At 73.0% G+C, this 23,539-nt stretch carries 6 protein-coding genes and 1 pseudogene; 2 read left to right on the top strand and 5 right to left on the bottom strand.

All coding sequences use genetic code 11. The features are described from left to right. Positions 1 to 220: 220 nt before the first annotated feature. Together CYQ11_RS03530 and CYQ11_RS30855 are read right to left on the bottom strand one after the other, a co-directional pair. On the bottom strand, positions 221 to 10,378 hold the full coding sequence (locus tag CYQ11_RS03530) for a type I polyketide synthase (protein WP_104650953.1): 10,158 nt from the start codon (positions 10,376 to 10,378) through the stop codon (positions 221 to 223). 57 nt (positions 10,379 to 10,435) lie between these two features. After that, positions 10,436 to 18,127, bottom strand: a pseudogene (locus tag CYQ11_RS30855) (SDR family NAD(P)-dependent oxidoreductase); the annotation flags it as partial. A gap of 613 nt (positions 18,128 to 18,740) precedes the next feature. Between CYQ11_RS30855 and CYQ11_RS03540 the strand changes: the two are divergent. Both CYQ11_RS03540 and CYQ11_RS03545 read left to right on the top strand, forming a co-directional pair. Beyond that, positions 18,741 to 19,727: an ATP-binding cassette domain-containing protein gene (locus CYQ11_RS03540; protein WP_099198140.1), complete on the top strand. Its 987-nt coding sequence runs from the start codon at positions 18,741 to 18,743 to the stop codon at positions 19,725 to 19,727. 49 nt (positions 19,728 to 19,776) lie between these two features. Further along, positions 19,777 to 20,574 (top strand): ABC transporter permease, encoded by a 798-nt coding sequence (locus CYQ11_RS03545; protein ID WP_099198141.1) that lies wholly within the window; start codon positions 19,777 to 19,779, stop codon positions 20,572 to 20,574. Between the two features lie 84 nt (positions 20,575 to 20,658). On the opposite strand, the gene CYQ11_RS03550 is transcribed toward CYQ11_RS03545, so the two are convergent. The 3 genes from CYQ11_RS03550 to CYQ11_RS03560 form a co-directional block, all read right to left on the bottom strand. Then, positions 20,659 to 22,233 carry a PH domain-containing protein gene (locus CYQ11_RS03550; RefSeq protein WP_099198142.1) on the bottom strand — a complete coding sequence of 525 codons (1,575 nt, stop codon included), beginning with the start codon at positions 22,231 to 22,233 and terminating at the stop codon, positions 20,659 to 20,661. Then, a complete protein-coding gene (locus CYQ11_RS03555) occupies positions 22,230 to 22,826 on the bottom strand; it encodes a PH domain-containing protein (RefSeq protein ID WP_240003229.1) in 597 nt (198 codons plus the stop codon). Before CYQ11_RS03555 ends, CYQ11_RS03550 begins: the two co-directional genes overlap by 4 nt. A 148-nt stretch (positions 22,827 to 22,974) precedes the next feature. Continuing rightward, a complete protein-coding gene (locus tag CYQ11_RS03560; protein ID WP_099198143.1) occupies positions 22,975 to 23,199 on the bottom strand; it encodes a hypothetical protein in 225 nt (74 codons plus the stop codon). Between the last annotated feature and the right edge of the window lie 340 nt (positions 23,200 to 23,539).

Here is a 23,539-nt window from a genome sequence, read left to right on the forward strand (position 1 = left end):
CTTTTCCGGCCCGACCACGGCAATCGCGTTCCGTAAGTCCCGCGGTTGCCGCGAGCAGGTGCTTCACGTGGTCGCACTCAGAGCCCAAGCTCAGGCCCTAATTGGGGAGCGTATTGATCGTCCCAATTGCCGGACAACCCCTAGTCCCCCGTAGCGAAGCCCCCTACGGGCCGGATGCGATTACCCCTGCAATTCAACGCCGGGGTGCCACGGTTTTCCTTTATTCCAGGGTGCCGAGGCCGTTGTCGATGATGTCGAACAGGTCGTCGTCGCTGACGTCGGCGAGCTGGTCGGCGAGGGCCGAGCGGCCCGCACCGCCGCCACTGCCGTCCCCGAACTTGGCCAGGAGCTCCTGCAGCCGCGCGGTGACGGCGTCGCGTTCCTGCTCGTCGAGGACACCGCCCGCGAGCGAGGCCTCGATGCGGTCGAGGTCGCCGTGGACGGTGGCCTGGGAGCCTTCCGGCCGTTGGTCGCGCAGCAGTTGCTCACCGAGGAATCCGGCCATCTCCCCGGCGGACGGGTGGTCGAACATGACCGTGACGGGCAGGGTCAGTCCGGCAGCCGCCCCCAGCCTGTTGCGCAGCTCGACCGCGGTCAGCGAGTTCAGCCCCAGTTCCAGGAAGCCCCGGTGCGCCTCGACCTCGTTCTTGTCCGCGAAGCCGAGGACCGCCGCGGCGGTGGCCCGGACCAGGTCCAACAGGATGTGCCGCCGCTCGCCCTCGTGGGCCGCGGCGAGCCGCGACCGCAGGTCGGCGCCGGAGGGCTGCTCCGTCGCGGCCGGTGCGGCTGCTCGCCGCACCGGTACGCGGACCAGGCCGCGCAGCAGGTCGGGCACCTCCTCGTCCGGCCCGACGGCACGCAGCGCCGCCAGGTCGAGCCTGGCCGGCACGAGCACCGGCTCGGCGCCCGCGACGGTCGCCGCGTCGAACAGCGCCATGCCCTGCGCCGCGGAGATCGGTACGACTCCCGCGCGGCGCATGCGACGCCGGTCGCCGTCGGTGAGGCCCCCGGCCATCCCGGCCGACAGGTCCCACAGGCCCCACGCCAGTGACTGGGCGGGCAGGCCCTGGGCGCGGCGGTACTGGGCGAAGGAGTCGAGGAAGGTGTTGGCCGCGGTGTAGTTGCCCTGCCCGGCGCTGCCGAGCAGCCCCGCGGCCGCGGAGAACGTCACGAAGGCGGTGAGATCCGCGTCACGGGTCAGCTCGTGGAGGTGGACCGCGCCGTCGACCTTGGGGCGCAGTGCCTCGGCGAGCCGCTCCGGGGTGAGCGAGGAGACGACGCCGTCGGCGAGGAGGCCGGCGGTGTGCACCACCGCGGTCAGCGGGTGCTCGTCCGGCACGGCGCCGAGCACGTCGGCCAGCGCCGAGCGGTCGGCCACGTCGCAGGCCGCCACGGTGACGTCCGCGCCCAGCCCGGTCAGTTCCTCGCACAGCTTGGACGCGCCGTCGGCGTCGGAGCCCCGCCGGCTGACGAGCAGCAGGTGCCGCACGCCGTGCTCGGTGACGAGGTGGCGTGCCACCACGGCGCCGATGCCGCCGGTGCCGCCGGTGACGAGGACGGTGCCCTCCGGGCGGAGACCGAGGCGTTCGCCGGCCGCGGGCTGAACGGCCCGGGCCAGCCTCGGCAGCAGCAGCCGGCCGGCGCGCAGTGCCGCCTGCGGTTCGCCGGAGAGGACCGCCGCGGGCACCGCCCGCAGCGAGTCCTGTGCCGCGTCGACGTCGACGAGCGTGAACCGGCCCGGGTTCTCGACCTGAGCCGACCGGACCAGCCCCCACACGACAGCGCTCGCGGGGTCGTGGACCTCGTCGTCCGCACCGGCGGCGACGGCTCCACGGGTCAGCAGCACCAGCTGGGTGCCGACGTACCGGTCGTCGGCCGTCCACTCCTGAAGGGCGGCCAGAGTCCGCCGTGCCACGCCGTGCGCGGCGGCGGCCAGGTCACCGGAGGAGGAACCGGAGAGGTCGAGCACCACGGCTTCCGGCAGGCTCTCACCGCTCGCCAGGGCGGCGAGGTCGGGCACGACGTCGGCCTCGAAGCCCCCCGCACGCAGGTGGCCGGCGATGCCGAGCGGGTCCGCGCCGAGCACGGCCCACCGGCCGGAAGGCACGGCCGCCGGCGACGGCGCGCCCGCCCAGTCGATCCGGAACAGCGAGTCGTGGTGGGCGGTGCGGCCGACCAGCTTCCCGGCGGGCACCGGGCGGAACGCCAGCGACGCGACGGACGCGACGGCGCCGTCCGCGGTGTCCCTCAGCTCGACCGAGACGGCGTCGCCGGGGGCCCGGGTCAGCCGGGCCCGCAGCGCGGTGGCGCCGACGGCCCGCACGGACACGCCCGTCCAGGCGAACGGCATCCGTACGAGACCCTCGCCCTCGGCGTCCTCGCCGGCGTCGACGAGGGTGCCGACGTGCACGGCGCGCAGCACGCCTTCGAGCAAGGCCGGGTGCAGGGCGAACTGCCGGGCCGCGGCCGTCTCGTCCTCGTCGAGGGCGACCTCGGCGTAGAGCTCGTCCCCGTACCGCCAGACGGACGTCGACAGCGGGTAGGCGGGCAGGTCGCCGAGCTTCTCGGCGAGCAGCCCGGCATCCACGGGCTCGGCTCCTTCGGGCAGCCACGACCACGGCGTGGCGTGGTCCTGCCGGCCGGCGCCGGTGAGCGCGGGGATGACGGTGCCGGACGCGTGCCGCGTCCACTCCTGCCCGTCGGCCCGTGCGTGGACGGCCAGTGGCCGGGCTCCGGACTCGTCGGGGGCGCCGACGGTGAGCTGGAGTTGCAGGGTGACGTCCCCGGAGAGCACCAGCGGCGCTTCGAGCGTCAGCTCCTCGACCCGGTCACAGCCGGCCTGGTCGGCGGCCCGTACGGCCAGGTCGAGCAGTGCGGTCGCCGGAACGAGCACCGTGTCGGCGTCGCCGTCGCCGGCGAGCCACGGCTGCTCGGCGAGCGAGAGCCGCCCGCTGAACAGATAGCCGTCCTCACCGGCCAGCGGCACGACGGTGGCGAGCAGCGGATGACCGACCTGCTCGAATCCGAGGTCTGCACCCGCCGACTGCTGCTTCGGGGCGCCCTGGAGCCAGTAGCGCTGGTGCTGGAAGGCGTAGGTCGGCAGGTCGACGGTCCTGGCACCCGGGAAGAGGGTGCCCCAGTCGGGGGTGACCCCGGCGACGTGGAGCCGGCCGAGCGCGGCGACCAGGGCCTCCGGCTCGGGACGGTCCTTGCGGAGGGCGGGGATCAGCTGGGGCGTACCGGTCAGGGACTCCGGTGCCATGCCGGACAGGACGGCGTCGGGGCCGAGTTCGAGGAAGACGGAGACGCCCTGGTCCTCCAGCCAGCGCACGCCCTCGCCGAAGCGGACGGCGCCACGGACGTGACGGACCCAGTAGTCGGCGGAGGCGACGTCCTCAGCCTGACCGGTCAGATTGGAGACGACCGGGATGCGGGGCTGCTCGTAGGTGAGCCCCTCGGCGACGCGGCGGAAGTCGTCCAGCATCGCGTCCATGTGCGGCGAGTGGAACGCATGACTCACGCGGAGACGACGCGTCTTGTGACCGGCCTGAGCGAACGTCTCGCCCAGCTCCGTGACCACGTCCTCGTCACCGGCGATGACGACGGACGACGGACCGTTGACCGCGGCGATCGACACCTGGGCCTCACGGCCCTCCAAGTGCGCGGCCACAGTCGCCTCATCCGCACCGACGGCCAGCATCGCACCACCCGTGGGCAGCGCCTGCATCAGACGCCCACGAGCAGCGACCAGCGCCACAGCGTCGGCCAGCGACAGCACACCCGCCACATGAGCCGCAGCCAACTCACCAATGGAATGGCCCGTCACGTAGTCCGGACGCACACCCCACGACTCGACCAGCCGATACAGGGCCACCTCAAGCGCAAACAGCCCAGGCTGAGTGAAACCAGTCTGATCCAGCGCCTCACCCTGCTCGAACATCACCTCACGCAGAGGCCGCTCCAGCACCCGGTCGAACTCGGCACACACCGCGTCCAACGCCTCGGCGAACACCGGGAACGCCTCGTACAACTCCCGCCCCATGCCCGCACGCTGCGAACCCTGACCCGAGAACAACACCGCCACCGCACGCTCGTCCGCGGCGGTGCCCGCCTGCACACCGGCCGCGGGTGCCCCGGCCGCAAGCGCGCCCAGCCCCCGGACGAACCCGGGACCGTCGTCAGCCACGACGACCGCGCGGTGTTCCAGCGCCGCACGCGTCGTCGCCAGCGAGAACGCCACGTCCACCACGGACAGCTCAGCCGCCGACACCACATGGGCCCGCAACCGCTCGGCCTGCTCCCGCAGCGCCGCCTCGGTCCTGCCCGACAGCACCCACGGCACCGGTCCCCGGCCCACGGCCGGTTCCACCGTCGCGGGAGCGGCCGCTTCGGCGGGGGCCTGTTCCACGATGATGTGGGCGTTGGTGCCGCTGATGCCGAAGGAGGACACGCCCGCGCGCCGCGGCCGGTCGACCTGGGGCCACGGCGTGTTCTCGGTCAGCAGTTCCACGGCGCCGGCCGACCAGTCCACGTGGGACGACGGGGCGTCGATGTGGAGGCTCTCGGGGAGCAGGCCCTCGCGCAGCGCCATGACCATCTTGATGATGCCCGCGACGCCGGCGGCTGCCTGCGTGTGCCCGATGTTCGACTTGATCGAGCCCAGCCACAGCGGCCGGTCGGCCTCGCGGCCCTGCCCGTACGTGGCCAGCAGCGCCTGCGCCTCGATCGGGTCGCCCAGCGTGGTGCCCGTGCCGTGGGCCTCGACGACGTCCACGTCGGAGGTGGTCAGCCGCGCGTTGGCGAGCGCCTGTCGGATCACCCGTTGCTGCGACGGGCCGTTCGGCGCCGTCAGGCCGTTCGAGACGCCGTCCTGGTTGACCGCGGAGCCGCGCACGATCGCCAGCACCTGGTGACCGTTGCGACGGGCGTCGGACAGGCGCTCGACGAGGATCAGGCCGACGCCCTCGCCCCAGCCGGTGCCGTCCGCCGCCTCGGCGAAGGGCTTGCAGCGGCCGTCGGCGGCGAGGCCGCGCTGGCGGCTGAACTCGACGAACGCGCCCGGCGTCGACATGATGGACACGCCGCCGGCCAGCGCCATCGAGCATTCGCCGTTGCGCAGCGCCTGCACGGCCAGGTGCAGGGCCACCAGGGACGACGAGCAGGCCGTGTCGACGGTGACCGCCGGGCCTTCGAGACCGAAGGTGTACGAGATGCGGCCCGAGAGCACGCTCGCCGAGTTGCCGGTGAGCAGGTAGCCCTCGCTGTCCTCGGGGGCGTCACCGATGTTCTCGCGGTAGTCCTGGCCGTTGGAGCCGGCGAAGACGCCGACGTCGCGGCCGCGCAGCGAGGTGGGGTCGATGCCCGCCCGCTCGAAGACCTCCCAGGCCGACTCCAGCATGAGCCGCTGCTGCGGGTCCATCGCCGCGGCTTCGCGCGGGCTGATGCCGAAGAACAGCGGGTCGAACCTGGTCGCCTCGTGCAGGAAGGCGCCTTCGGAGATGTAGCTCTTGCCTGCCTGGTCGGGGTCGGTGTCGAAGAGGGCGTCGAGCCGCCAGCCGCGGTCGGCCGGGAACTCGCCCATGGCGTCGGTCCCGGTGGTCACCAGCCGCCAGAGGTCCTCCGGCGAGCGGACCTCGCCGGGGAAGCGGCAGGTCATGCCCACGATCGCGATCGGTTCGTCGGTACCCGCCGCGGTCGTCGCCGGCACGGGTGCCGTGGGGGTGGTGTCGACGAGTCCGGCGAGGAGGTGGTCGGCGAGCGCTGCCGGCGTGGGGTGGTCGAAGACCAGGGTGGTGGGCAGGCGCAGTCCGGTGAGCGCGCCGATGCGGTTGCGGACCTCGAGCGCGGTGAGCGAGTCGAAGCCCAGCTCGCGGAACGCGCGGTCGCGGCCGATGGTGTCGGCCGAGGAGCGGCCGAGGACGGCCGCCGCGGCGTTGCGGACGAGGTCGAGGACCTCCCGCTTGCGTTCGGCCTCGGTGAGGCCGGCCAGCCGCTGTCCGAGCGGTGTCGTGTCGCCGCCGCCCTGGGACGCGGCGTCGGTCTCCACCGGCGCCGGGGCGATCAGCTCGGCGAAGAGCGGACGTTCCGTCGCACCGGTGTTGTTGGCCGCGAACCGGGACCAGTCCACGTCCGACACGGCGAGGAACGTCTCGGCCTGGTCGACGGCGCGGGCGAAGGCGGCCATGGCCCGCTCGGGCGCCATCGGCCGGATGCCGGTGCTGCTGAGCAGCGTACGGCGGGCAGTGGTCTCCATCGCGAGGCCGATGCCGCCCCAGGCACCCCAGGCGAGCGAGGTGGCGGGCAGGCCCGCGTGCCGGCGCCGCTCGGCGACGGCGTCGAGGTAGGCGTTCGCGGCGGCGTAGTTGGCCTGTCCGGCGCTGCCGATCGTGCCGGCGAAGGACGAGTAGAGCACGAACGCGGTGAGGTCGAGGTCGCGCGTCAGCTCGTCCAGGTTCTCCACGGCGTCCAGCTTGGGCCGCAGGACGGAGGCGAACCGCTCGGGGGTCAGTGCCGTGACGACGCCGTCGTCGACGACGCCGGCGGTGTGGACGACGGCGGTGAGGGGGTACTCCTCGGGGATGCCGGCCAGCAGGTCCCGCAGCGCCTCCCGGTCGGCGGCGTCGCAGGCGGCGACCGTCACGACGGTCCCCTTGGCGGCGAGTTCGCCGGCCAGGTCGGCCGCCCCCTCGGCCGCCATGCCCTGACGGCTGATCAGCAGGAGGTGCTCGGCTCCGTGGTCGGCGAGCCAGTGGGCGGCGTGGCCGCCGAGCGCGCCGGTGCCTCCCGTGACGAGCACGGTGCCGCGCCGCTGCCAGCCCGCCGCGAGGGGCGCGCCGTCCGTGCCGGCGCGCTGGAGGCGCCGGCCGAGGACGCCCGAGGCGCGCACGGCGGCCTCGTCGTCGCGTACGGCACCGGCGAGCACGGCGACGAGCCTGCTCTGTGCCCGCTCGTCCACGCCGGCGGGCAGGTCGACGAGACCGCCCCAGCGCTCGGGGTGCTCCAGGGCGGCGGACCTGCCGAAGCCCCACAGCAGCGCCTGGGCCGGGTCGGACGGAGACTCGGAACGGCCGATCGAGACCGCGCCGCGGGTGAGGACGTGCAGCGGGGCGTCGACGCCCGCGTCCCCGAGGGCCTGCACCAGGGCGGTGGTGGCCAGCAGTCGCGCCACGCCCTCGTGTCCGGCCTGCGCACGGCCGTCGAGGCCGAGGAGCGAGACGACGTGGTCGGCCTCGGTTCCGCGCAGCTCCTCGGCGAGCGCGGCACGGTCGGCGTCGGTCACGACGAGCGTACGGATGTCGGCGCCGTGGCGCTGGAGGGCGGCACGGACCCCTACGGCCCAGTCGTCGCGGCCGTCGTGGTCGGCGTGCTCGGCGAGTTCGGCGGGTGCGACCAGCAGCCACGTCGTGCCGGACAGCGACGGTGCCGGGGCGTCGGGCAGCGGCTGCCAGCCGATCCGGTAGCGCCATTCGTCCACGGTGGCCTCGTCACGGCGGCGGCGCCGCCACGAGGACAGGACGGGCAGCAGTTCGCCCAGGGACGGGCCGCTGTCGCCGGACACGCCGAGGGTGCCCGCGACGGCGTCGAGGTCGCCGCGCTCGACGGCGTCCCAGAAGCGCGCCTCGACCGCGTCGGCGGCCGGGGCGTCCGCACCGGGCTCGATCCAGAACCGCTGGTGCTGGAAGGCGTAGGTGGGCAGGTCGACGGTCCGGGCGCCAGGGTAGACGGCCGCCCGGTCGATCGCGGCGCCCCGGACGTCGGCATCGCTCAGCGACAGCAGGAAGCGGTCGAGTCCGCCGTCGTCGCGGCGCAGGGTCCCCAGGACGGCGGCGTCGACACCGGTGTCGTCGAGGGTCTGCTGAACGCCCACCGTCAGGACGGGATGCGCGCTGGCCTCGACGAAGAAACGGAAGCCCTGCTCGGCGAGAGCGCGGGTGGCCTCGTCGAAGCGCACGGTCTGCCGCAGGTTCGTGTACCAGTACTCGGCGTCCAGACCGGTGGTGTCCAACCACTCGGCGGTGACGGTCGAGAAGAACGGCACCTCGGCCGCACGCGGAGCGATCCCCGCCAGCACCGTCAGCAACTCGTCACGAATCGCCTCGACATGAGCCGAATGGGAAGCGTAGTCCACCGGGATACGGCGGGCACGCACCTCATCCGCCTCACACGCCGCAAGCAGAGCGTCCAGCTCCGCCACATCACCGGAGACCACCACGGACTTGGGTCCGTTCACAGCGGCGATCGACAGGCCGTCGGTCAGCCGCTCCCGCACCTGCTCCACCGGCAACGGCACCGACACCATGCCACCCAGACCCGACAGCGCCAGGATCGCCTTCGACCGCAAAGCGACAACGCGCGCGGCGTCCTCCAGCGACAGCGCACCCGCGACACAGGCCGCAGCGATCTCACCCTGCGAATGACCCACCACGGCAGCCGGCTTCACACCGAACGAACGCCACAGCTCCGCCAGCGACACCATCACCGCGAACAACACCGGCTGGACGACGTCCACCCGCTCCAGGGCGGACTCGTCCCCCAGCACGTCGAACAACGACCAGTCGACGAACGCGCTCAGCGCCGCGTCACACTCCCGCATCCGCTCCGCGAACACCGGCGACGACTCGATCAACTCGCGAGCCATACCGACCCACTGCGAACCCTGACCGGGGAAGACGAAGGCGGCCTTGCCGCCTTCGCCGAGGCTGACGCCGCTGACGACGTTGGTGGCCACAGCTCCGGTGGCGAGGGCGTGCAGGCCCTCGCGCAGCGACTCCAGGTCACCACCGACCACCGCCGCGCGGTGCTCCAGCGCCGCCCGGGAGGTCGCCAGCGACAGGCCCACGTCGGCCGTCGCGGCCTCGGTGCCGTCCTGCTCGGCCAGGTGGGCCAGCAGCCGCTCGGCCTGGGCGCGCAGGGCCTCGTCGGACTTCGCCGACAGCACCCACGGCACCACCGTCGCAGCGGGTTCGCTCGGGGCGGCGTCGGCGGGCTCCGGCTCCGGGGCCTGCTCCAGGATCACGTGCGCGTTGGTGCCGCTGATGCCGAACGACGACACGCCCGCACGACGCGGACGCTCCGCCTCGGGCCAGGCGGTGTTCTCGGTGAGCAGCTCGACCGAACCGGCCGACCAGTCGACGTGGGACGAGGGGGCGTCGACGTGGAGGCTCTGCGGCAGGGTTCCGTGCCGCATGGCCATGACCATCTTGATGACGCCCGCGACACCGGCCGCCGCCTGGGTGTGGCCGATGTTGGACTTGATGGAGCCGAGCCACAGGGGCCGGTCCTCCGGCCGGTCCTGGCCGTAGGTGGCCAGCAGGGCCTGCGCCTCGATGGGGTCGCCCAGCTTGGTGCCTGTGCCGTGGGCCTCGACCACGTCCACGTCGGCGGTGGACAGGCGGCCCTGAGCGAGGGCCGCGCGGATCACACGCTGCTGGGACGGTCCGTTGGGGGCGGTCAGGCCGTTGGACGCACCGTCCTGGTTGACGGCCGAGCCGCGCACGACGGCCAGCACGCGGTGTCCGTTGCGCTGGGCGTCCGAGAGCTTCTCCAGGACGAGGAGGCCGACGCCCTCGCCCCAGTTGGTTCCGTCCGCGGCCTCGGCGAACGCCTTGCAGCGGCCGTCCATCGCCAGTCCGCGCTGCCGGGCGAACTCGGTGAACAGCTCGGGTACGGAGATGACGGTCACGCCGCCCGCGAGCGCCAGCGTGCACTCGCCCAGGCGCAGCGACTGCGCGGCCAGGTGCAGGGCGACCAGGGACGACGAGCAGGCGGTGTCGACGGTGACCGCGGGGCCTTCCAGGCCGAGCGAGTAGGAGATACGGCCCGACAGGACGCTGTCGGTGTTGCCGTTGACCAGGTAGGGCTTGACGTCCTCGGCCACGGAGGGCACGGAGGTGCCGTAGTCACCGTGGATGGCGCCGGCGAAGACGCCGGTGCGGCTGCCGTGCAGGGAGGCCGGGTCGATGCCGGCACGCTCCACGGCCTCCCAGGCGACCTCCAGCAGCAGGCGCTGCTGGGGGTCCATGGCCACGGCCTCGCGCGGGGAGATGCCGAAGAACGCCGGGTCGAACCGGTCGGCGTCCTCGACGAAGCCGCCCTCCCGCATCCGGGAGGAGCCGGGCAGGTCGGGCACGGAGTCGTAGATCCCGTCGATGTCCCAGCCGCGGTCGAGCGGGAACGGCGAGATCGTGTCCGTGCCGGAGGCGACGACCCGCCACAGGTCCTCGGGTGAGCTGATGCCACCGGGGTAGCGGCAGCTCATGCCGACGATGGCGATGGGCTCGCGCTCCGCCTCCTCGAGCTCGGCCACCCGACGGTGGGTGCGCCGCAGCTCGGCGGTCATCCACCGGAGGTTGTCGAGGAGCTTCTCGTCGTTCGACATCAGTTCCCCACTCGCTTTCCGGAATCCGCCATCTGCGCCATCTGCCCAGGCCTCATGTCAAGACCGTCCGAACTCGTTCTGGATGATGTCGAACAGGTCGTCGGCGGAAGCCGACTCCAGTTCGTCTGCGTCCGTCACGGCTTCCGTGCCGTGCCGGGTGTTCCACCGTGAAAGAACCGACTGGAGGCGCACGGCGATCTGTGCCGCCGCCTCGTCCTCCGGGTCGACCTCGCCGATCGCCGCGTCGAGCCGGTCGATGTCGGCGAGCACCGCCACCGCGGCCGACGCCTTCTCCCGCTCCCCCAGCAGCTGGGCCGCGAAGTACTCGCTCAGCGCTCCCGGCTTGGGGTAGTCGAAGATCAGGGTGCTCGGCAGGCGCACGCCGGTGACGGCGGAGAGCTGGTTGCGGAACTCGACCGCGGTGAGCGAGTCGAAGCCCAGCTCCTGGAAGGTGCGGCCGACGTCGACCGACTCCGCCCCGCCGTGGCCGAGGACGGCCGCCGCGGTGTCGCGCACCAGGCCGAGCAGCAGTTCGTCCTGCTCGGTGCGGTTCAGTCCGGCGAGCCGCTCGGTGAGGCCGCCGCCGGTGACCTGCGCTCCCGTGCCGGCCGCGCGGCGCACGGCCGGGCGGACGAGGCCGCGCAGGACCGAGGGCAGTGCCGGGCCCTGGTCCCGCAGCGCCCGGGTGTTCAGCTTGATGGGCACCAGCAGCGGCTCGTCGACGGTCGCGGCGGCGTCGAACAGGGCCAGGCCGTCCTCGGTGGACAGGGCGGCAGTGCCCGTACGTGCCATGCGGTCCACGTCCGCGTCGGTCAGGTGCGCGGTGAGCGCGCTGCGCTGCTCCCAGAAGCCCCACGCCAGGGCCTGGGCCGGCAGGCCGTGCGCCCGGCGGTGCTGGGCCAGGGCGTTGAGGAGCCCGTTGGCGGCGGTGTAGTTGCCCTGGCCGGCGTCGCCGAAGACCGACGCCGACGAGGAGAACATCACGAACATCGCCAGGTCGCGGTCGCGGGTCAGCTCGTGCAGGGCGAGAGCCGCGTCCGCCTTGGGCCGGAAGACCGAGTCGATCCGCTCGGGGGTGAGCGAGCCGACGGTGGCGTCGTCGAGGACACCCGCCGTGTGCACCACACCGGTCAGCGGACGCGTCGCCGGGATCGCGTCGAGCACGGCGGCCAGCGCCGCACGGTCCGCCGCGTCGCAGGCCGCGATCGTCACCTCGGCGCCGAGGCCGGTCAGCTCGGCCTCAAGCTCCGCGGCTCCCCGGGCGTCCCGTCCGCTGCGGCTCGTCAGCACCAGATGCCGCACGCCGTGCTCGGCCACCAGGTGGCGTGCCAGCACGCCGCCCAGCGTCCCCGTACCGCCGGTGACCAGCACCGTGCCCTCGGCGTCCAGCGTCCGCGGCATCGTCAGCACGACCTTGCCCACGTGCTTGGCCTGGCTGACGAAGCGGAAGGCGTCCTGCGCCCGGCGCACGTCCCAGGTCCGCACGGGCAGGGGCACGAGCGCCCCCGTTCCGAAGAGGGCCAGCAGCTCGACGAGCATGCCCTGGATCCGCTGGGGGCCGGCGTCGATGAGGTCGAAGACCGTGTACGCGACGCCGGGGTGCGCGCCGGTCACGTCGGCGGGCTCACGGATGTCGGTCTTGCCCATCTCCAGGAACCGGCCGCCGCGCGGCAGCAGCCGCAGCGAGGCGTCCACGAACTCCCGGGCGAGCGAGTTCAGTACGACGTCCACTCCGCGGCCGCCGGTGGAGGCGGCGAACTTCGCCTCGAAGTCCAGTGACCGCGACGACGCGATGTGGTCGTCGTCCAGGCCCAGTGAGCGCAGGACGTCCCACTTGCCCTCGCTCGCGGTCGCGAAGACCTCCGCGCCCAGGTGCCGCGCCAGCTGGATGGCGGCCATGCCGACGCCGCCCGCGCCGCTGTGCACCAGAACGGACTCGCCCGAGCGCAGTCCGCCCAGGTCGCTCAGCCCGAAGTAGGCGGTCAGGAAGACCAGCGGGGTGGAGGCGGCCTGCTCGTAGGACCAGCCCTCGGGCATCGGGGCGACGAAGGGCCGGTCGACCACGGCGAGCGGGCCGAAGGAGCGGTCGATGACGCCGAACACCCGGTCGCCCGGGGCGAGGTCCGTCACCCCGGCACCGACCTCGACGACGACGCCCGCGGCCTCCGTACCCATGATCGCCTCGCCGGGGTACATGCCGAGCGCGATCAGGACGTCACGGAAGTTCACACCGGCCGCACGCACCGCCACCCGCACCTGGTCCGGTGCGAGGTCCGCCGTGCCCTCCGGCGCCGGAATGATCTCGACGGCGTCGAGCGTGCCGCGCTCGCGCGAGTCGACGCGCCAGGCGGAGCCGTCGGCGGGGGGCAGCAGGCCCACGCCCGCCGAGGCCCGCGCCAGCCTGGGCACCCGGAGCCGCCCGCCGCGCACGGCGACCTTCGGCTCTCCGGACGCCACGGCCGCGGCCAGCAGCTCCGGAGCGTCGCCGGGGGGCGCGTCGAGGTCGACGAGCACGAACCGGTCGGGGTTCTCCGCCTGTGCCGAGCCGACCAGACCCCACACGGCGGCGGCCGGCAGGTCGGTGACGTCCTCCTCCACACCGGTGCTCACCGCACCGCGCGTGAGGACCACCAGCCGGGACGCGTCGTGGCGCGGGTCGGCCAGCCACTGCTGTACGAGGCCGAGGGCGCGGTGCGTCGCACCGGCCGGCCCGTCCTCGCCCCCGGACACGGCGGCGAGCACCACCGCGGGCGACTCGGCCGGCAGCGCGGCCAGGTCCGGGTAGGACGACAGCTCCTTGACGCCCACGTCTGCGAGCTGCGCCCAGCCCGCCGTGCCGGGCGACTCGGCGGGAGCCGCCAGAGGCGACCAGTCGAGGCGGTACAGCGAGTCGGCACCCGGCGACGAGGGCGCCGCGACAGTCAGTTCGCGGGAGACCAGGGAGTCGACCGACAGCACCGGGCGCCCCGAGGTGTCGACGACGGCCAGCGCCACCGCGTCCGTACCGGCCGGCCGCAGCCACGCCCGTACGACGCCGGCGCCCGCGGCATGCAGCGTCACCCCGGACCAGGCGAAGGGCACGCGCGGCCCGGCGGACTCCCCGCCGCCGGCCAGGTCCGTTCCGTGGAGCACCGCGTCGAGCAGGGCGGGATGGAGGCCGAACCGCTCGGGCTCCGTGCCCTCCGGCAGCGCCACCTCGACGTAGACGTCCTCGCCCCGCGTCCACGCGGCACGCAGGCCCTGGAACGCGGGCCCGTAGCCGTAGCCGTTCTCGTCCAGACGTTCGTAGAAACCGGTGAGGTCGGCGGGGACGGCGTCGGCGGGAGGCCAGGCGAAGCCGTCGTCACCGGTGTGCTCGGCCGTCTGCCCCAGCAGGCCGTCGGCGTGCCGGACCCAGGGCTCCTCACCGAGGGCGTCCGCAGGTCGGGAGTACACCGCGACGGAGCGCCCGCCGTCGCCGTCGTCGGGGCCCACCACGACGCGGACGGCGACGGAGTTCCGCTCGGGCACCACCAGGGGCGCCTCCAGGGTCAGTTCCTCAAGCCGTCCACAGCCAGCGAGGTCACCGGCCCAGATCGCCATGTCGACGAACGCCGTTCCGGGCAGCAGCACCGACCCGCCGATGGCGTGGTCGCGGAGCCAGGCGAACGTCCCCGTCGACAGCTGCCCCGTCACCAGCAGACCACCGGTGTCCGGCACGTCCACCACGGCTCCCAGCAAGGGGTGCTCGGCGGGGGTCAGGCCGGCGGCCGCGACGTCGCTGGAGCCGGACGGGTTCAGCCAGTACCGCTCCTGCTGGAAGGCGTAGGTGGGCAGGTCGACGCGACGGGCGTCGCGCCCTGCGAAGAACGCGGCCCAGTCGGGGGTGACCCCGGCGACGTGGAGCCGGCCGAGCGCGGCGACCAGGGCCTCCGGCTCGGGACGGTCCTTGCGGAGGGCGGGGATCAGCTGGGGCGTACCGGTCAGGGACTCCGGTGCCATGCCGGACAGGACGGCGTCGGGGCCGAGTTCGAGGAAGACGGAGACGCCCTGGTCCTCCAGCCAGCGCACGCCCTCGCCGAAGCGGACGGCGCCACGGACGTGACGGACCCAGTAGTCGGCGGAGGCGGCGTCCTCAGCCTGACCGGTCAGATTGGAGACGACCGGGATGCGGGGCTGCTCGTAGGTGAGCCCCTCGGCGACGCGGCGGAAGTCGTCCAGCATCGCGTCCATGTGCGGCGAGTGGAACGCATGACTCACGCGGAGACGACGCGTCTTGTGACCGGCCTGAGCGAACGTCTCGCCCAGCTCCGTGACCACGTCCTCGTCACCGGCGATGACGACGGACGACGGACCGTTGACCGCGGCGATCGACACCTGGGCCTCACGGCCCTCCAAGTGCGCGGCCACAGTCGCCTCATCCGCACCGACGGCCAGCATCGCACCACCCGTGGGCAGCGCCTGCATCAGACGCCCACGAGCAGCGACCAGCGCCACAGCGTCGGCCAGCGACAGCACACCCGCCACATGAGCCGCAGCCAACTCACCAATGGAATGGCCCGTCACGTAGTCCGGACGCACACCCCACGACTCGACCAGCCGATACAGGGCCACCTCAAGCGCAAACAGCCCAGGCTGAGTGAAACCAGTCTGATCCAGCGCCTCACCCTGCTCGAACATCACCTCACGCAGAGGCCGCTCCAGCACCCGGTCGAACTCGGCACACACCGCGTCCAACGCCTCGGCGAACACCGGGAACGCCTCGTACAACTCCCGCCCCATGCCCGCACGCTGCGAACCCTGACCCGAGAACAACACCGCGATCGCGCGCTCCTCAGCAGCAGCGCCACTCGCGTACACACCGGCCGCAGGCTTCCCGGCTGCCAGCGCGCCCAGCCCCCGGACGAACCCGGGACCGTCGTCAGCCACGACGACCGCGCGGTGTTCCAGCGCCGCACGCGTCGTCGCCAGCGAGAACGCCACGTCCACCACGGACAGCTCAGCCGCCGACACCACATGGGCCCGCAACCGCTCGGCCTGCTCCCGCAGCGCCGCCTCGGTCCTGCCCGACAGCACCCACGGCACCGGACAGGTTTCCTCCGCCGCGTCTCCGAGGTCGACCAGCTGGGCGTTCCAGCCGGTGAAGAACGCCTCCCAGCGCGGGGAGAACCCGTCGGTGTCCAGCGCGGCGACGAGACGTACCAGGCCCTCGACCTCGCTTCCCGAACCCGCGTCCTCGGAGCCCGGGTCGGTGAAGCCGACGAAGCCGGCCAACCCGGCGAGGTCGACGAAGCGGTCCTCGTCCTCCCCGCCCGCGTCCTTCTCCCGCAGCCGGTCCAGGCCCAGGGGGCGGCGGCCGTCCTCGCTCAGGCGCCGGTTCCAGTACGCGCCGTCGGTGACGTCCTCGACCGCGCCGGTGCTCGCGGACAGGACCGGGACCCCGGGCTCCGCGAACGTGCACAGTTCCATGAGCCAGCCCAGGTCGGGCTGCGGCAGGGCGCGGCCGTGGGCGACGACCAGAGCGGCCGCGTCCGCCGGCTTCAGCACGCCCGCGACGTGGGCGGCGGCGAGCTCGCCGACCCCGTAACCGGTGACGCGGTCCGGTGTCAGGCCCCAGGACTGCAGGAGCCTGTACAGCGCGACCCCGTGGGCGAACGCCGCGCAGTCCGCCGGGAGAGGCTGCTCCAGCAGTGCGGCGTCGCCGGCCAGGACCTCGCGCAGGGGCTGTTCGAGGTAGGGGTCGAGGTGAGCGCACGCCTCGTCGAAGGCCCGGGCGTACAGCGGGAAGGCGGCGCGCAGTTCGCGCCCCGTCGCCGGCCGCCATCCCTCGCCCGCCGGGAGGACGAACGTCGTGTCGCCGGTGTGGGCGCGTCCGCGCAGGGTCCGGCCGGTGGGCCGGCCGTCGGCGAGGGCGTCGAGCGCGTCGAGCAGGTCGGTCATGTTCCCGGCGACGACGGCGGCGCGTTCCGCGCCCCGGTTCCGGGTCGTGGCCGGGGCCAGCGAGCGGGCGACGTCGACGGCGGACAGGTCCGTGTGGCCGGCGAGCCGGGTGTGGAGGTCGCGGGCGCGGGCCCGCAGACCGTGGTCGCTCGCCGCGGACAGCACCACGGGGGCCACGTCCGCGGTGACGTCACCCGCGTCGGGCAGCGGCGCTTCCTCCTCGGCCGCCGGGGCCGCCGGGGGCTCTTCGATGATGGCGTGGGCGTTGGTGCCGCTGAAGCCGAAGGACGAGACGCCGGCGCGGCGGGGCCTGCCGGTCTCCGGCCACGGCTGCGCGTCGGCGAGGAGTTCCACCGCGCCGGCGGACCAGTCGACGTGCGGGGTGGGCTCGTCGACGTGCAGGGTCCGGGGCAGGACGCCCGCGCGCATGGCCATGACCATCTTGATGACGCCGGCGACGCCGGCGGCGGCCTGCGTGTGCCCGATGTTGGACTTCAGCGAGCCCAGCCATAGCGGCTTGCCGGCCTCGCGCTCCTGGCCGTACGTGGTCAGCAGGGCCTGGGCCTCGATGGGGTCGCCGAGCTTGGTGCCCGTGCCGTGTGCCTCGACGGCGTCGACGTCGGTCGGCTTCAGGCCGGCGTTGGCGAGGGCCTGGCGGATGACGCGCTGCTGGGAGGGGCCGTTCGGGGCGGTCAGGCCGTTGGACGCGCCGTCCTGGTTGACGGCCGAGCCACGGACGACCGCGAGGACGTGGTGGCCGTTGCGGCGTGCGTCCGAGAGCCGTTCCAGGACGAGCAGGCCGACGCCTTCCGACCAGCCGGTGCCGTCGGCCGTGGCGGCGAACGCCTTGCAGCGGCCGTCGGCGGCCAGGCCCTGCTGGCGGCTGAACGAGACGAAGCCGCCGGGGCTGGACATGACGGCGACGCCGCCCGCCAGCGCCAGGGTGGCTTCGCCGAGCCTGAGCGCCTGTGCGGCCTGGTGGAGGGCGACCAGGGACGCCGAGCACGCGGTGTCCACGGTCACCGCCGCTCCCTCGAGCCCGAAGGTGTAGGCGATGCGGCCGGAGGCGACACTGCCGGCGGTGCCGGTGACGAGGTGGCCCTCCATGCCGTCCGGGGCGGCGGCGATGCGGGGGCCGTACTCCTGGGCCTCGGCGCCGACGTAGACGGCGGTGCGGGTGCCGCGCAGGGTGGTGGGGTCGATGCCGGCGCGCTCGAACGCCTCCCAGGAGGTCTCCAGGAGGACCCGCTGCTGCGGGTCCATCGCCAGGGCCTCACGCGGGGAGACGCCGAAGAATCCGGCGTCGAAGCGGGCGGCGTCGAGGAAGCCGCCCTTGTCCACGTAGGTGGTGCCGGGCCGGCCGGAGTGGGGGTCGTAGAGGTTGTCGAGGTCCCAGCCGCGGTCGGCGGGCAGCCGGCCGAGGGTCTCGCCGCCTTCGGCGAGCAGCTCCCAGAGCTGTTCGGGGGAGGCGATGCCGCCGGGGAAGCGGCAGGCCATGCCGACGATCGCGACGGGCTCGTCGCTGGCGAGGGCCGCGACGGGGGTGTCGTCGCCGGGCTTCGTGCCGAGCAGTTCGGCGAGCAGGTGGGCGGCGAGCGCGCGGGGCGAGGGGTGGTCGAAGGCGAGGGTGACGGGCAGCCGCAGGCCGGTGTCGGCGGTCAGCCGGGCGTGCAGGTTGACCGCGGCCAGGGAGTCGAGGCCGAGCTCGTGGAAGGCCTGTCCCTCGGCGACCGCGCCCGGGCCGGCCAGGCCGAGGACGTCGGTGACGGCGGTGCGTACGAGGTCGAGCAGGAGCCTCTCGCGCTCGTCCGGGCCGAGCTCGCGCAGGCGCGTGCTCCACGGCACCTGGGGGGCATCGGAGGAGAGCTCGTCAGGGCCGTGTGTCATTGCGCTCCGCTCACTCGACAATTCGTGGATCCGCCCTCGCCGGTGCGGCCGGGCCCGGATGTTCCGGGTCCGGCTTTCCGTATGCGGATACCGCGGCCGCCCGCGCCAGGGAAACCAGCGGGCCGAATCCGTACGCAATTCGGTCGGGGATTTACCGAGAAGATATAGAGGGCCGCACCTCCGGCGGTAGCCGCACTTCCCCCTAACGAACCCCCTAAACCCCCCTATCTTTCTGCGCTAAAGCCTGCGCGATGGTGTGGGTGGCGGGTGCGCGTCGCGGTGGGACGACTGCCGGTGGGTGGCCGGGGACTTGACTGCGCAGCAGGTCAGTGATGGTGTGCCGGGTCGGGTCGGCGAAGCGGAATTGCCGGTGCTGCCGTCGAGTGTCGCCCGGGTGCCGGGGGAAGGCAATTCCACCGTCGCCACCGGTCGGTACGCTACGCTTCGCCGGAACGCGAACCAGGCGGCCGGGCTTGGGGATTTCGCTGAATATTCTGCGCGAGTGTGAGCCGATTATGCCCGGCGCCCGAAACTTCCACCGGTTACCGGGGTGAAAATGACCGTTTCCACGTCACGTACGGCCCTTCGGGCCGAGGGGCTCGTCAAGAACTTCGGCTCCGTCCGCGCGCTCGACGGCGTCGATCTGGAGCTGCCCGCGGGCAAGGTGCTCGGGTTGCTCGGCCCCAACGGTGCGGGCAAGACGACGAGCGTACGGGTCCTCGCGACCCTGTTGCGGCCCGACGGCGGCCGCGCCTGGGTCAACGGCCACGACGTGCTGGCCGAGCCCCACAAGGTTCGCCAGTCGATCGGGCTGTCCGGCCAGTTCACGGCGGTCGACGAGAGCCTGACCGGCTACGAGAACGTGGTCATGTTCGCGCGGCTGAGCGGACTGTCCAAGGCGGACTCGGTGGAGCGGGCCAACCAGCTCGTCGACCGGTTCGGTCTGCGGCACGCCGCGAGCCGGCCGCCGAAGACGTACTCCGGTGGCATGCGGCGCCGTCTCGACCTGGCGAGCGCACTGGTGGGCAACCCCGCCGTGGTGGTGCTGGACGAGCCGACGACGGGTCTCGACCCGCGGGGCCGGCTGGACACCTGGGAGCAGGTCGGCGAGCTGGTCAGCGACGGCACGTCCGTGCTGCTGACCACCCAGTACCTGGAGGAGGCCGACCACTTGGCCGACTCGATCGCCGTGATCGACCACGGCAGGGTCATCGCGCACGACACCGCCGACCGGCTCAAGACGCAGATCGGCGCCGACAAGATCAAGGCCGTGGTGGCCGATCCGGCGGATCTGCCCAGGCTGAAGTCCGTCCTCGCCGAGGTCGGTACGGCCGCGCCCTCGGTGGAGGAGTCCTCCCGTGCGGCGACGGTCACCGTGACCACCGGGGTCAAGGCGCTGATGGCCGCCATCCAGCGGCTGGAGGCCGAGGGCATCGAGCTGGTGGACATCGGTCTGCAGCGGCCCTCGCTGGACGATGTCTTCTTGTCCCTGACCGGCAAGAGCGAGCAGGACGCGTCGCGTGCGCCGCAGCCCGTCGCCTGAGTGGTCCGTCTGAGTTGTCCGTCCCGGCCCGAATTCCCGAGAAGGTGTTGTGAGCAACGTAGCCGAGGCTGTCCGTAGCAGCACGATCATCACCAGGCGCAACCTGCTGCACATCTGGCGGGAACCCGGCGCCCTGATATCCCACTTGTGCACGTCCATCATGTTCGTCGTGCTGTTCGCGTTCGTGATCGGCGGTGGGCTGGGCGCGGCCTATCCCGAGTACCTCATCCCGGGCATGCTGGGCCAGAACGCGGTGTTCGTGAACATCTACACCACGGTCGGCCTCGCCTACGACATGGAGAAGGGCATCGTCGACCGGTTCCGGTCCCTGCCCATCTCCCGTGCGGCCGTGCTCTTCGGGCGGACGAGTTCGGACCTGTTCGCCACGGCGATGAACCTCGCCATCCTGTCGCTGTGCGGGCTGCTCATCGGCTGGCGCGTGCGGACGGACGTCTTCTCGGCCATCGGCGCCTACGGCCTGCTGCTGCTGTTCGCCTTCGCGATCTCCTGGGCCGGCGCCTACATCGGGCTGCTGTGCCGTCGCGTCGAGCTGGCGCAGAGCGCCGGCATCATCTGGGTGTTCCCGTTCACCTTCATGTCGTCGGCGCTGGTGGGCAGCCAGTACATGCTCCAGCCGTTCAAGTTCATCGCCGAGTGGAGCCCGCTGACCGCGCTGTGCGACACGATCCGCGACCTGTTCGGCAACCCCTACCCGGAGGACTTCCCCAAGGGTTCGAGCTGGGCCGCGCACAACTCCGCGCTGTACTGCACGCTGTGGTGCCTGGGGCTGCTGGCGGTGTTCGTCCCGCTGACCGTCCGCCGTTACCGCAAGCTCTCGGGCAGCTGAGCCGGCCCGCCGCCCCGGTCGTCGAAGGCCCCCGGAACCCACTCGGGTTCCGGGGGCCTTCGCGTGTTCCCGCGCGGCGGGCGGTCAGCCCCGGTCGAGGAAGGGGGCGAGGAGGTGCGGCACCGCCTCGTCGGCGAAGGCCAGACCCTCGCCGAGCTGGACGTCGTAGACGGGGTAGGCGCCTTCCTTGCCGGCCGCCGTGGTCGCCATGACCGTGGCCAGGCCCGCCCAGCGCTGGGTGGGCGAACGGACGATCTTCCAGCCGATCACGCTGTCGCGCTGCAGGGCCACGGTCCGCCGCTTGAACGTGCCGTACCGGGTGATGAGGTGGCGGCCGCGGACGGTGTGCCCGAGCGCGCGGTAGGCGTCGGTGGCCAGCCACGCCCCCAGGGGCAGCAGGACCAGCGCGGAGATCCACGCGATGTGCAACAGCACGGGGGTGAGGAAGAGGCCGAGCACCGCGGGCACCGCGCACGTGCCGAGCACGGTGAGCGCCGCACGGGTGTGGCGGCGGCGCAGGGCGGCGCGGGGGTGGGCCGTCAGCGGGACGGTGGTGGGGGACGGCTGTTCACCGGCGACGGTGGCGGCGATGTCGTCGGCCAGGGCGCGCGGGATTCCGGGGGTGAGGGTCTTGAGCTTGGTGACCTCCGAGTCGTCCGCCTTGTCGAGGCCGGTGGCCACGGCCGCGACCTGCGCGCCGCCGCCCAGGCGCAGCAGCAGGGGTTCGGCGATCTCGATGCCGCGCATCCGGCAGGCGTCGATGGAGAGGGAACGGGTGGTCAGCAGACCGCGGTTGACGGCCAGGTTGCCGTCGTCGTCGCGCTCGAAGCGGTAACCCCACCATTCCTCCGCGGACATGGCGACGGCGGCGAGCGTGCCGATGGCGAGGACGGCGACGGTGCCGACGACGATGGTCTGCCACAGCAGGTCCGTGCCGAGGAGGTGGACGAGGGTGTGGAGCACCTTCTCGGGTTTGACGCCGAAGCCGTCGAGGAGGCGGAGGGCCATGCCGAAGAGGATGGCGATGCCGAGGACGCCCCAGCAGGTGAGGGGCATGTAGCGCACCCACGCCCAGTCCATCCGGGCGATGGTCCCGTCGTCGTCGGCCGTGGTGGTGGCGGAGGTGGCGGCGCGGCGCAGCAGGACGCGGCGCAGTTCGTGGGCCTCGTCCTTGCGCAGGGCTTCGAGCTGGGTGTCGCCGTTGTCGCCGCCGCCGCGCTGGGCGGTGGTGATCTTGACGACGACCAGGCCGAAGACGCGGTGGAAGGGGTCGGCGGTGATGTCGACGCCGCGTATCCGGTCGCAGGGGATCGAGCGGTGGCGGCGGCCGACGAGTCCGGTGTGCACTTCCAGGAGGTCGCCGGCGACGCGGTAGCGGGTGGTGAGCAGTTGCACGAGCCGCCACAGCATGAGCATCAGGAAGACGCCGGTGAGCAGGCCGAGGCGGATGAAGGCGGCGCTGTCGAGGCGGCCGAGGGTGATCATCGCGTAGAAGGCGGTGGACAGCGCGGGCGGGATCAGCCACTTGAGCTGGACGAGCAGGAGCCTGTTGTCGAGCCGGCGCCAGGGCGGGCCGCTCTCCCGGGGGGCGGCGGGGCCGGCGGGCTGTTCGCCGGTGGCGGGGGCGTCGGGCCGGTGGGTGCCGGCGGGGCGGTTCACGTCGCGTCCCCGTCGGCGCCCTGGGTGGCCTGGGTGGTCGCGGTGAGGTGGTCCACGACCTCCTTGGCGAGGTCGTGGCTGAGGCCGTGGATGCGCACGGGCCCCGCGGCGGAGGCGGTGGTGACGACGACGGTGGCGAGGCCGAGCATCTGCTGGAGGGGGCCGCGGGCGGTGTCGACGGTCTGGATGCGGGACATGGGGGCGACGCGCCACACCTGCCACAGCCAGCCGGAGGCGGTGTAGACCGCCTCGCCGGTGGTCTCCCAGCGGTGCACGCGGAAGCGCCAGCTGGGCACGATCAGTACGTAGGCCACCGACAGCAGCAGCGACAGCGCGATGACGCCCACGGACAGCGGCAGCGGCGTCTTCTTCCAGAGCCACAGCTCCAGGCCCGCCACACAGGCCAGGAACCCCAGGACGGTGAGCACCGCCTGCCACGTCCACCAGGTGATGGCGCGCGGGTCGACCGGGTGGGCCGGCGGCCGTAGCCGCGGGGCCGCGGGCGCCGTGCCCGCCGTGTCCGGAGCGGGCCCGTGCCGCCCTGTTGTGTTGTGTACCGCGGATTCCCGCATCGTTCCGGCCTTTCCGTCCATGCCCGTCTTCCCCGGATCCTCGCGCGTCGTGACCCGGCTTTCCCACCGTGTCACGACAACGGCGCTGCACGCCGTCGGACCGTGTCCGATGGCGTGCAGCGCTGGGCCGGGCCGCCCCAGGCCGGGGGAACCTGGGCGGCCCGGCCGGTCAGGTGGCGTTGCGCTTCGTCTTGTCCAAGGCGAAGATCATGACCAGGGAGACGACCGAGACCACGCCGGCGACGATCATCGAGGCCGGGTCCGGCAGGTACAGCGGCAGGAAGGCACCCTTGGTGTGGTTGCCGACGATCTTGAAGATGACCGGGATGATCCCGAACCAGGCGCCGATGACGAGGGTGGCGAACTGCAGCAGATCGATAGTCTTCTTCTTCATTCCAAAAGCCTTCCATGCCTGTGGGTCGGTAGACGCGTCAATCGGGCCGAACCGGCCGGCCACCCTTGCGCCATCCCCTCTTTCGTCATCCGGTCGAGGACGATGACCTGGGGCCACCGAGCGGCGTAGGCCCATCTGAACCCCGGGATCCGCCCGCCGTACGGAAACCGCTCCCGCCGGCTTGCTGATCGCCCGGTGTCCACAGGCGCTGCGGCTCGCATCGCTGTCCGGATCTGATGAAATTCTCGCCCGGCCGCCGAGCGGCGCACCAGTCCCCAAGGTCGTGATCAAAGACGACCAAAGTTCGGTCGGGCACGACTTTCGTCATGGTCGCACCCCC

Source organism: Streptomyces cinnamoneus (assembly GCF_002939475.1).
In the GTDB taxonomy this organism is placed as follows: Bacteria; Actinomycetota; Actinomycetes; order Streptomycetales; family Streptomycetaceae; genus Streptomyces; species Streptomyces cinnamoneus_A.

Bases quoted from the DNA above. Each gene is read 5' to 3' on its own strand.
- CYQ11_RS03530 (WP_104650953.1), bottom strand. From the start codon at position 10,378: ATGTCGAACGACGAGAAGCTCCTCGACAACCTCCGGTGGATGACCGCC.
- CYQ11_RS03540 (WP_099198140.1), top strand. From the start codon at position 18,741: ATGACCGTTTCCACGTCACGTACGGCCCTTCGGGCCGAGGGGCTCGTC.
- CYQ11_RS03555 (WP_240003229.1), bottom strand. From the start codon at position 22,826: ATGGACGGAAAGGCCGGAACGATGCGGGAATCCGCGGTACACAACACA.
- CYQ11_RS03560 (WP_099198143.1), bottom strand. From the start codon at position 23,199: ATGAAGAAGAAGACTATCGATCTGCTGCAGTTCGCCACCCTCGTCATC.